Below are 10,341 nucleotides of genomic sequence, written 5' to 3' on the forward strand. Positions count from 1 at the left end.
TGTCGTATCCATCGCCCATCCCGGCTCATCCTTGAGGGGCGATCATGTTGTCGTCACGATGCGCGAGCCGGGCTTGCGGTGGACGCGGCAGCGTCGGGCGCGAGAGGTTAAGGGCAGGGCGGATGCTCTCCGTGGGCCCAAGACTTCGCGCCGACGAGCGGCGCTGTCAGGTTCGTCTCGTTTGTAAGTTTCCGGCTCCGTCGACAGGGCCGGGAAAACTGCAGCGAAATGGCGGGCCGTGCGTACGGCAAAACCGTGTGGTCCTGGCCGTCGTTGCTACGGTCAAGCCTTTGCGGATGCGGCAGTCGCGCCAACCGGCGCGGTGCCGGTGACTTTCGCGAAGGCGAGGGAGGCCAGAAGGAACTCGGCTCCCGGGAGAGCACGGCATAAGCCGTCCGACCATCGCGCAGGGAAGGCCGTGTGTTGGGCTTCACCTGTATGCTGCTGTGCGGTCTCTTTGCGCTCCATCTCGCGCAGCAGACCGCGGGTGCCGCCGGCACCCGGCCTTCCCTGCGCCCTCTTGGCGAAGAGGGTGGAGTGATCAAGCAAAGCTCGGGTGAAATGAGCCGCGAGGACGCGAAGGTGTGTCTGCAAGTCCGGTAGGATGGGTAGAGCGCAGCGAAACCCATCATGTTTCCGCGAGCAGGATGCGCGATGGGTTTCGCTTCGCTCTACCCATCCTACGCGCGCGTGCCGGAGAGCTGCGCTGCCGCCTCATCCTCCGTCATTGCGAGGAGCGAAGCGACGAAGCAATCCGGACTGTCTCCGCGGTGGTAGTCTGGATTGCTTCCGCCTTCGCCAAGGCTTCGGCGGACAAGTCGCTGCGCTCGCAATGACAGTGGCACGGCACCGAGGCATGCCGCTAATTCAACACCCGCTTATTGTCCGGACTGTCCAGCGAGAACGTCGGCACGTCGATCTCGAAGCGTTCGCCGGTTTCGCTGACCATCTGATAGCGGCCGGTCATGAAGCCGGAGGCGGTCGAGAGCGGCACGCCGGAGGTGTATTCGAACCGCTCGCCGGGGGCGAGCGTCGGCTGCTCGCCGACCACGCCTTCGCCCCTGACCTCCTGCTGGCGGCCGGTGGCGTCGGTGATGATCCAGTACCGCGTCTTGAGCTGCACGGTCTCGTCGCCGGAATTGGTGATGACGATGGTATAGGACCAGAAATAACGCGAGCGGTCGGCCGACGACTGCTCCGGAACAAAGTTCGGCTCGACGGTCACTTCGATCTGGCGGGTCACGGCGCGGTACATGACCGCCATCATAACGAAAACCCGGCCGGGAACCAAACGCCGCAGGGCGGCTTTCCTGACATCCTCCCGCCCGATTTGGCGCGGAAGTACGCCGCCCAATGTGATCCGGTGCGCTTTGCGAGACCACCACCGGACCTGTACAATCCTTAACGCGTCGCGATCTGTGGAAGGGTTTCGGACCCCGATGACCATTGCCGACCAAGTGACGGGAGCGCCGATCGCGGGAACCGCGAAGCCGCTCGCCGCCGCACCGGCCATCTCGCTGCCTGCGATCGGCGAGCGCGAGCTCCGGCTCGATCTGTTCCGCGGGCTGGCGCTGTGGCTGATCTTCATCGACCATCTGCCGGCGAGCCTTCTGACCTGGTTCACGATCCGCAATTACGGCTTCAGCGACGCCACCGAGATCTTCATCTTCATCTCCGGCTACACCGCCGCCTTCGTCTACGGCCGTGCGATGCTGGAGAGCGGCGTCGTCATCGCCACCGCGCGCATCCTGCGCCGCGTCTGGCAGATCTACGTCGCCCACGTCTTCCTGTTCACGATCTTCCTCGCCGAGATCTCCTATGTGGCGACCAGCTTCGAGAACCCGCTCTACACCGAAGAGATGGGGATCATGGATTTCCTCAAGCAGCCCGACGTCACCATCGTGCAGGCGCTGCTGCTGCGCTTCCGTCCCGTCAACATGGACGTGCTGCCGCTCTATATCGTGCTGATGCTGGCGCTGCCACTGATCCTGTGGTCGATGAAGTGGAAGCCCGACCTCACGCTCGCGCTGTCCGCCGTGCTCTACGCGGTGACCTGGGAATACGACCTCTACTTCTCCGCCTATCCGAACGGCTTCTGGGCCTTCAATCCGTTGGCCTGGCAATTGCTTTTCGTCTTCGGTGCATGGTGTGCGCTCGGAGGTGCGCGGCGCATGTCGCGTATTCTGGCTTCACCGGTGACGATGTGGATCGCGATCGCCTATATTGCGGCGGCGTTCTATGTGACGCTGACCTGGTACGTGCCGCAGCTGTCGCATCTGATGCCGAAGCGGCTCGAGCAGTGGATGTATCCGATCGACAAGACCGACCTTGACGTGTTGCGCTTCACGCATTTCCTGGCGCTGGCCGCGCTCACCGTGCGCTTCCTGCCGCGCGACTGGCCGGGCCTGAAATCACCCTGGCTGCGGCCGCTGATCCTGTGCGGCTCCCATTCCCTCGAGATCTTCTGCCTCGGCGTCTTCCTCGCCTTCGCCGGCCATTTCATCCTGGCCGAAGTCTCCGGCGGCGCAGCCATGCATGCGCTGATTAGTCTCTCCGGAATCCTGATCATGTGGGGCGTTGCATGGGTAATTTCGTGGTACAAGCGCGTGGCTGACAAGAGCGGTGCGAAAACCAAAAACGCCGTCGGCAACGCCGATATGGCGGGAGGGGGCTGATGAAGGCGGAGGTTCTCCTGAGCCTGATCCTGCTATGCGGTGGCCTCGCCGCGCCCCAGGCGCGCGCGGGCGATGCTGCGCCTGCAGATCCAGCCGTGCCCCCGGCCTGCGAATTGCCGTCCTATCTGCTCACCAGCGAAAGCCAGCTTCCCAAGGTCGCCGAGGCCGTCAAATCCGGCAAACCGCTTGAAATTCTGGTCGTCGGCACCGGCTCGACCCGGATTCAAGCCTCCGAGGACGCGTCCTATCCGGCGCGGATGCAGGCGATTTTGAAGGAAAAGCTGGCGCCGGCCGAGGCCGTGCACGTCTCCGTAGAAATACAGAGCAAGAAGACGGCCGAGGAGGCGGCCGGAACCTTCGTTAAGCTGTTGGAAGCAAAAAGGCCTACTTTGGTCATCTGGCAGACCGGGACCGTGGATGCTATGCGATCCATCGATCCCGATGATTTTCGTGGCGCGGTGACAGATGGTGTTGTCGCGTTGCAGCAAGCGGGGGCTGACGTCGTCTTGATGAATTTGCAGTACAGCCCGCGCACGGAGACCATGATCTCGGTGCCGCCTTACCTCGATAATCTGAAGGTGGTGGCGCAGGAGCACGATATTCCGTTGTTCGACCGTTTCGCGATGATGCGGCAGTGGAGCGACCAGGGTCAGTTCGACCTGTTCAATCCCGCGCATGGACCGGAGTTGGCGAAGCGAGTGCATGATTGCCTTGGCCGGGCGTTGGCACAATTCGTGGTCGACGCAGCCCATCTGGGGCCGGCCCAGCAGCAAAATTGAGGTCTAGCGTTAATGAGTTCTCTCCGCCCTTTTTGCCTGACGACACGGCTGGCTGCATCTGCAGCGGCCTTGCTGCTGTTGCTGTCGCCGGTATCGCAGTCGCGTGCGCAGGCGCAAACCGCGCAGGCGACGCCTGCCCCGGCGCAGGCCGCTAATCCCGCTCAGACCACGGTCGCCGCGACCCAGCCGAGTGCCCAACAGCGCGGCGTCACTGCGCGCGCCATCGACAAGGTGAAGGAGGTCGCCAAATCCGCCGGCGACATCTTCAGCCGTGTGCCGTGTCTCGCGCCGAAGGGCGGCTCGAAGGCGATGGGCTCGCTGCCGCATGTCGCGGCCAAGCTCGTGGCGGGCAAGCCCGTCGTGATCGTCGCGTTCGGCTCGTCCTCCACCGCGGGCTATGGCGCGAGCTCGCCGGAGTTCAACTATCCGAACCGTCTCGCTGCGCAGTTGCGGCGGAAATATCCGACCGCCGACATCACCGTCATCAATGCCGGCATCGGCGGCGAGGACGCGCCCGAGATGATGAAGCGCCTCCAGAAGGAAGTGATCGACGTGCATCCGGATCTCGTGATCTGGCAGGTCGGCACCAACGCGGTGCTCCGCAATCTCGATCCCGGCGATACCGCCAAGCTGGTCGAGGACGGCATCTCCCACATCCAGGCTGCCGGCGGCGCCGACATCGTGCTGGTCGATCCGCAATATTCGCCGGCCGTCAACCAGCGCGCCGAGAGCGCCGGCAAGATGGTGAAGCTGCTCGGCAAGGTCGCCGAGCTTCGTCACGTCGGCATCTTCCCGCGCTTCGAGGTGATGCGCGACTGGCACGAGAAGCAGGCGATCCCGGTCGAGAGCTTCGTGATCGCCGACGGCCTGCACATGAACGATTGGGGCTATGCCTGCTTCGCCCAGCTGCTCGGCGACGACATCATCCGCTCCGTCGGCCAGATCCAGCTCGGCGTGAACGTGCCCGCGGATGTGCGGGCGTACCGGCCGATGTAGGTGCCGTAGGGTGGGTTAGGCGAAGCCGTAACCCACCACTTCTGTTGCCGCGGGGGATCAAAGAGGTGGATTACGCCCGCGGACTGCGCTTCGCGCAGCCGCGGGGCTAATCCACCCTACGAAGCCTCGCTCACGCCTTCTCCAGCGCCGCCGTCAGATCCTCGATCAGATCATCCGCATGCTCCAGCCCTGCGGAGAAGCGAATAAAACCCTCGCTGATGCCGAGTGCGGCGCGATCCTCCGGCTTCAGGCGCTGATGCGTCGTTGTCGCCGGATGCGTCACGAGGCTCTTGGCGTCGCCGAGATTGTTCGAGATCTTCGCGAGCTTCAGCTCGTTGAGCACGCGGAATGCGGCCGCCTTGCCGCCCTTGACCTCGAAGCCGACCAGCGTCGAGCCACCGCGCATCTGCTTCTTCACCAGTGCGGCCTGCGGATGATCGGCGCGGCCGGGATAGACCAGCCGCGAGATCTTGGGATGGCTTGCCAGCACGTCGGCGATGCGCGCCGCGCTCTCGGTCTGCGCGCGCACGCGCACGCCGAGCGTCTCCAGGCCCTTGAGCAGGACCCAGGCGTTGAACGGCGAGATCGACGGGCCGGTCTGGCGCATGAAGTTATGAATGTGCTCGGCGATGAAGGCTTCCGACGACAGGATGATGCCGCCGAGACAGCGGCCCTGGCCGTCGATGTGCTTGGTCGCGGAATAGACGACGACGTCGGCCCCGAGCGCGAGCGGGCTCTGCCAGATCGGCGTCGCGAACACGTTGTCGACCACGAGCCGCGCGCCGCCCTTGTGCGCGATCTCGGCGATCCCGGGAATGTCGAGCACGTCGAGCGTCGGATTGGTCGGGCTCTCCAGGAAGAACGTCTTGGTGTTGGGCTTCAGCGCCCGCTGCCATTCGTCGAGATTGGCACCGTCGACCAGTGTGGTCTCGATGCCGTAGCGCGGCAGCAGATCCTGGATGACGTAGAGACACGAGCCGAACAGAGCGCGGGAGGCGACGACGTGATCGCCGGCCTTGAGCGGCGCCAGGATCGCGGTGGTCACCGCGGCCATGCCGGTCGCGGCCGAACGCGCCGCCTCTGCGCCTTCGAGTTCGATCATGCGGCGCTCGAACATCGCGATGGTCGGGTTGGAGTAGCGCGAATAGATGAAGCCGGGGTCCTCGCCCTTGAACCGCGCCTCGCACTCCTCGGCGCTGTTGTAGACATAGCCCTGGGTCAGGAACAGCGCCTCCGACGTCTCGCCATATTGCGAGCGCAGGGTGCCGGAATGGACCAGGCGGGTTTCGGGACGGTAGGTGGCAGGCGACTTCGACATAGGACCCTCCGAGATGACCGTCGAGCGAAAACGGTCACAAAAAAACCGGCCTGGATATATCCACGGGCCGGGATCACAGAGGTCCCCGGCCTGTTTAGCGACTTATTTAACGTGGCTGCAAGCCGGCCGGCTCAAATCACCACGGGATAAGTGATGCTCATATTCCGCAATGCCCTTTCCGTCAAGGCGTCCATCGGATAGCCGTAAAAGGCTAGTATTTCCCGTATGTCCGGCTGTATTTGAGCCCCGATGAGGACCCCCGGTTGACGTTCACGGTCGCGCCCGACGCCAATGGTATCCTGCCCGACCGCATGATCGCGGCGATGGCGGAGGCGGGCCTCATCCTGCCCGCATACGATTTCGTCGAAAGCCAGATCCAGCCGGCCAGCCTCGATCTGCGCCTCGGCGACATCGCCTATCGGGTCCGCGCCAGCTTCCTGCCGGGGCCCGGCGCCACCGTTGCCGAGCGCATCGACGAGTTGAAGCTGCATGAGTTCAGCCTCGCCGACGGCGCGGTGCTGGAAACCAACTGCGTCTACATCGTGCCGCTGCTCGAGAGCCTGGCGCTGCCGCCGGAGATCGTCGCGGCCGCCAATCCGAAAAGCTCGACCGGCCGTCTCGACGTTTTCACCCGCGTGATCGCCGACGGCACCCGCCGCTTCGACATGATCGGCGCCGGCTATCACGGCCCGCTCTACGCCGAGATCAGCCCGAAGACGTTTCCGGTGCTGGTCAGCGAGGGCTCTCGCCTGTCGCAGGTGCGTTTCCGCACCGGTGATGCCATCCTCGATGCCGACGCGCTCGATGCGTTGCATGCGTCCGAGCGTCTCGTCGACATCGATGATGCCGATCTTGCCGGTGGCGTCGCCGTCTCGGTCGATCTGTCGGGCGAGAAAGCAAACGGCTTCGTCGGCTACCGTGCCAAGCGCCACACCGGCGTCGTCGACGTCGATCGCCGCTCCGGCTATGCGGTGGAAGATTTCTGGGAGCCGATCGCGGCCCGCTCCGACGGCAGCCTGATCCTCGATCCCGGCGAGTTCTACATCCTCGCCTCGAAAGAGGCGGTGCAGGTGCCGCCCGATTACGCCGCGGAGATGGTGCCGTTCGATCCGCTGGTCGGCGAATTCCGCGTGCACTATGCCGGCTTCTTCGATCCCGGCTTCGGCTATGCCGGTGCCGGCGGGCTAGGATCGCGCGCCGTGCTCGAAGTGCGCTCGCGCGAAGTGCCGTTCATCCTCGAGCACGGCCAGATCGTCGGCCGCCTCGTTTACGAAAAAATGCTGGCGCGCCCCGACGCGATGTACGGCCAGCGCATCGGTTCGAACTACCAGGCGCAGGGGCTGAAGCTGAGCAAGCACTTCCGGGTGTAGCCCGGTCTTGTAGCCCGGATGGAGCGAAGCGAAATCCGGGACATTCTCACTTGCGGCACGATCCCGGATTACGCTGCGCTCCATCCGGGCTACGAGGTGGCGAGATGACCGATCAATCCCAACTCGAAGCTCTACATCGAAATGACATTTGCGCTGGTGCGCGACGTCACCGAGCGTGTCGAGCGCGAGCGTGCGGCCAGGACGTCACAAAATTCGTGATGCGGAATTGATGGCTGTCGTGCACAGGCCCCTGCATGCGCGTCATGTTGCCTGCTCCCTGCGGCGGTGACACACTCGATCAAAACAACGATCGGGAGCGAACATGACCGCCGCATCAGACCCCGCGCAGGAAGCGCAATGGAAGCGCTGGCGCGCGGTCGCCGACCTCTACCACGCCTATTTCACCGGCCTCATCCTCACCGTCGTCACGCGGCGCGGCACGGCCGATGCTGCGGAGTTCGTGTTCCGCGTATTTCGCCGCCAGCAGCAGGAGCGCTTCCTGCCGGGGCTGAAGAAGCTCGGGATTGATCATCTGCCGCCGGCGGTGGCGGCTGCGCAATATCACTACCTCTCCAACTGGATCGGCGGCGTGCACGTCGAATACATGTATGAGAGCGACACGAAAGCCTGGATCCGCTATCCGCCGCCGCGCTGGATCTGGAAGGGCACCGCGATCTGCGGCGTACCGGGCGAGGTCTCGCGCGCGATGCTGCGTGGCTGGCACGCCAACAACGGCGTCGCGCTCGGCGATATCAGGCTCGGCTTCGTCTGTACCAAGCAGAGCGTCGATGGCCAGGACGGGCTCGAAGGCTATTATCATCAGTACGACCATCCGCTCGAGCTGGATCAGCGGCTGGTGTTCGCGCGGCATCTGGAGGCGCCGCTGTTCGATGCGAAGACAGCGCCCGCGTTGCCCGTCATGAGCTGGCCAAAACCGCGGCTCGAAAAAGCCTATCGCAATTACGCCATGGAATATGTCCGCACCGCTGCGCCCGTGATGGTGCAGCTGTTCGGCCCGGAAGATGCCGGCTATCTGCTGCACCTCACCGGCAAGCTGATCGGCATGCAGTATTTCGATGAGGTCGCAGCCGCGCTCGCGATGAGCCGCGGCGGCGCGAATGAATTTGCCTCGTTCCTGAACGCGCTGTTCGCCGCGCAGGATGATGCGGCCGAGACCACGCAGTCCGAAGGCAGTTTCGAAATCCGCCAGCAGAGCTGGAAGCTGATGGACGATGTCGCCGACCATCACCGCGCCTGCGCCAGGGTGCTGGAAGGCTTGTTCGAGGGCCTCGCGGCCGGATGCGGCCGCCACATCGGCGTGCATCTGCGCCCGACGACGGCCGGCCGCCCACCGCTGGCCTGGACGATTGGATAAACGACGGTGCGGCCGCGAGGGCTTCACCTCGCCCCGCCTGCGGGGAGAGAAAGAAGAGCCGCAATTCCACGGGCTGAAATGCGCTGCCGCAGGGCACGCCTGCACCCTTTGCAGGAGGAATCGCCGCGCGCCGTGCTAACAAGCCCCAGCTGCGCCCTGCGCGCGAACAAATTGATTGGCACACCTCATCATTGCCGCGCCGCGAATGGCGCCCGTGCCCGGGAGAGGAAATGTCCGACATCGCCGAAATCCCGGTCGATGAACAAGAGCGTCCGCTGTCGCCGCCTCAGCGGCCGGTCCGTAGCGCGCTGACGGACGGGCCGATCCTGCGGACGCTGCTCGGGCTCGCCTGGCCCAACGTCGTCGCGCTGTCCGCCGGCACCTGCGTGGTGATCGCGGAGACCTCCTATATCGGCCGGCTCGGCGTCGAGGCGCTGGCCGCGATGGCGCTGGTGTTTCCGACAGTGATCCTGACCATGACGATGTCGGGCGGCGCCATGGGCGGCGCGGTCGCTTCCGCGATCGCACGTGCGCTCGGCGCCGGCGATCGCGAGCGTGCCGGCACGCTCGCCGCGCATGCGCTGCTGATCGGCATCACCTTCGGCCTCGTCTTCATGCTGGGCATGCTGATCTTCGGGCCAAAGGTGCTCGAGATGCTCGGCGGCCGTGGCGACGTGCTGACCCATGCGATCGCCTACACGCAGGTGTTCTTCGGCGGCGCCGTGCTGCCCTGGCTGCTCAACACCATGGCGGGCGTGCTGCGCGGCACCGGCAACATGAAGCTGCCGTCGCTGCTGATCCTCAACTCCGCAGTCTGGCAGGTCGTGCTCGGCGGTACGCTGGGCCTCGGGCTCGGACCGGTGCCGCAGCTCGGCATGCGCGGTGTCGCAGCCGGCGCGCTGATCGCCTATTCCATGAATATCTGCGTGATGGGCTGGTACCTGTTCTCGGGCCGCGCCCGCGTCGCGCCGAAGCTGCGCGGATTGCGGATCCAATGGGTGATGTTCTTCGACATCCTCAAGGTCGGCGCCATCGCCTGCTTCTCGCCGCTGCAATCGGTGCTGACGATCTCGATCTTCACCCACATGCTTGCGAAGTTCGGCACCGCGATCCTCGCCGGCTATGGCATCGGCGCGCGGCTCGAATTCCTGCTCACCTCGATCGCGTTCTCGTTCGGCATCGCCTCGGTGCCGATGATCGGCATGGCGGTCGGTGCCGGCCGCATCGCGCGTGCGCGGCGCATCGCCTGGACCGCAGGCGCGAGCGCCTTCATCGCGGTCGGCGCGCCGGCCTGCCTCGTTGCGATGTTCCCCGACCTCTGGGTCAACATCTTCACCGACAGCGCAACGGTGCGCGCCACCAGCCACCAATATCTGTCGACCGTTGCGCCGTTCTACGCCTTCATCGGCCTCGCCTCGACGATGTATTTCTCCTCGCAAGGCGCGGCCAAGGTGATCGGCCCGGTGCTGGCGCAGACCGCGCGTCTGATCTACATCGCGGCGATCGGCTGGTGGCTGGCGACGCATGAAGCGACGGCGCAGAGCTTCTTCTGGCTCGCCGCAAGCTCGATGGTCCTGCTCGGCCTGCTCTCCTGCTCCAGCGTGGTGCTGACGCGCTGGGGACCGCGCGAGAGCAAGACCGCGATGACGCCGGCTCTATCTGCGGCGGACTAGAGCATTTTCCGACCTGGCGGAATCGGAAGGGATTCCCTTGGGAAGCAAATCGTGATTCACCCTGAGGGCTGGTGATGGAGGCCAGCCCCCATGGCTAAACCACTCTCGCCGGACCTTCGCCTTCGCATTATTCGGGCTGTGGAGGATGAAGGCAT

General features: G+C 64.8%; 8 protein-coding genes and 1 riboswitch. Of the genes, 6 read left to right on the plus strand and 2 right to left on the minus strand.

The annotated features are described in order from the left end of the window. Positions 1–862 precede the first annotated feature (862 nt). Complete coding sequence (gene apaG, locus VGR99_RS03170; RefSeq protein WP_326896850.1) at positions 863–1,255, minus strand: Co2+/Mg2+ efflux protein ApaG; 393 nt, start codon at positions 1,253–1,255, stop codon at positions 863–865. Between the two features lie 184 nt (positions 1,256–1,439). Here apaG and VGR99_RS03175 point away from each other — a divergent pair, with 184 nt between their 5' ends. From VGR99_RS03175 to VGR99_RS03185, 3 genes are read left to right on the plus strand one after another with little or no spacing between them, the layout of a single operon-like run. Next, entirely contained in the window at positions 1,440–2,675 is a 1,236-nt protein-coding gene (locus VGR99_RS03175; protein ID WP_326896851.1) for an OpgC domain-containing protein, read from the plus strand. Beyond that, positions 2,675–3,454 carry an SGNH/GDSL hydrolase family protein gene (locus VGR99_RS03180; protein ID WP_326896852.1) on the plus strand — a complete coding sequence of 260 codons (780 nt, stop codon included), beginning with the start codon at positions 2,675–2,677 and terminating at the stop codon, positions 3,452–3,454. The genes VGR99_RS03175 and VGR99_RS03180 overlap by 1 nt, the downstream gene beginning before the upstream one ends. 12 nt (positions 3,455–3,466) lie before the next feature. Continuing rightward, on the plus strand, positions 3,467–4,450 hold the full coding sequence (locus VGR99_RS03185) for an SGNH/GDSL hydrolase family protein (RefSeq protein ID WP_326896853.1): 984 nt from the start codon (positions 3,467–3,469) through the stop codon (positions 4,448–4,450). A 130-nt stretch (positions 4,451–4,580) separates the two neighbouring features. Here VGR99_RS03185 and VGR99_RS03190 read toward each other — a convergent pair whose 3' ends face one another. Further along, complete coding sequence (locus tag VGR99_RS03190) at positions 4,581–5,768, minus strand: O-succinylhomoserine sulfhydrylase (protein ID WP_326896854.1); 1,188 nt, start codon at positions 5,766–5,768, stop codon at positions 4,581–4,583. A gap of 73 nt (positions 5,769–5,841) precedes the next feature. Beyond that, positions 5,842–5,921, minus strand: a riboswitch (SAM riboswitch). 110 nt (positions 5,922–6,031) lie between these two features. Between VGR99_RS03190 and VGR99_RS03195 the strand changes: the two genes are divergently transcribed. The 3 genes from VGR99_RS03195 (at position 6,032) to VGR99_RS03205 (ending at position 10,186) form a co-directional block, all read left to right on the plus strand. After that, complete coding sequence (locus tag VGR99_RS03195) at positions 6,032–7,138, plus strand: 2'-deoxycytidine 5'-triphosphate deaminase (protein ID WP_326896855.1); 1,107 nt, start codon at positions 6,032–6,034, stop codon at positions 7,136–7,138. Between the two features lie 322 nt (positions 7,139–7,460). Then, entirely contained in the window at positions 7,461–8,513 is a 1,053-nt protein-coding gene (locus VGR99_RS03200; RefSeq protein WP_326896856.1) for a hypothetical protein, read from the plus strand. Between the two features lie 230 nt (positions 8,514–8,743). Continuing rightward, on the plus strand, positions 8,744–10,186 hold the full coding sequence (locus VGR99_RS03205) for an MATE family efflux transporter (RefSeq protein ID WP_326896857.1): 1,443 nt from the start codon (positions 8,744–8,746) through the stop codon (positions 10,184–10,186). The last annotated feature ends 155 nt before the right edge of the window (positions 10,187–10,341 follow it).

The organism is Bradyrhizobium sp. (genome assembly GCF_035935975.1).
Taxonomy (GTDB): Bacteria; Pseudomonadota; Alphaproteobacteria; order Rhizobiales; family Xanthobacteraceae; genus Bradyrhizobium.

Excerpts from the sequence above, each read along its gene's own strand:
- VGR99_RS03205 (WP_326896857.1), top strand. The coding sequence starts at position 8,744 with ATGTCCGACATCGCCGAAATCCCGGTCGATGAACAAGAGCGTCCGCTG.
- VGR99_RS03190 (WP_326896854.1), bottom strand. The coding sequence starts at position 5,768 with ATGTCGAAGTCGCCTGCCACCTACCGTCCCGAAACCCGCCTGGTCCAT.
- VGR99_RS03180 (WP_326896852.1), top strand. The coding sequence starts at position 2,675 with ATGAAGGCGGAGGTTCTCCTGAGCCTGATCCTGCTATGCGGTGGCCTC.
- apaG (WP_326896850.1), bottom strand. The coding sequence starts at position 1,255 with ATGTACCGCGCCGTGACCCGCCAGATCGAAGTGACCGTCGAGCCGAAC.
- VGR99_RS03185 (WP_326896853.1), top strand. The coding sequence starts at position 3,467 with ATGAGTTCTCTCCGCCCTTTTTGCCTGACGACACGGCTGGCTGCATCT.
- VGR99_RS03175 (WP_326896851.1), top strand. The coding sequence starts at position 1,440 with ATGACCATTGCCGACCAAGTGACGGGAGCGCCGATCGCGGGAACCGCG.
- VGR99_RS03200 (WP_326896856.1), top strand. The coding sequence starts at position 7,461 with ATGACCGCCGCATCAGACCCCGCGCAGGAAGCGCAATGGAAGCGCTGG.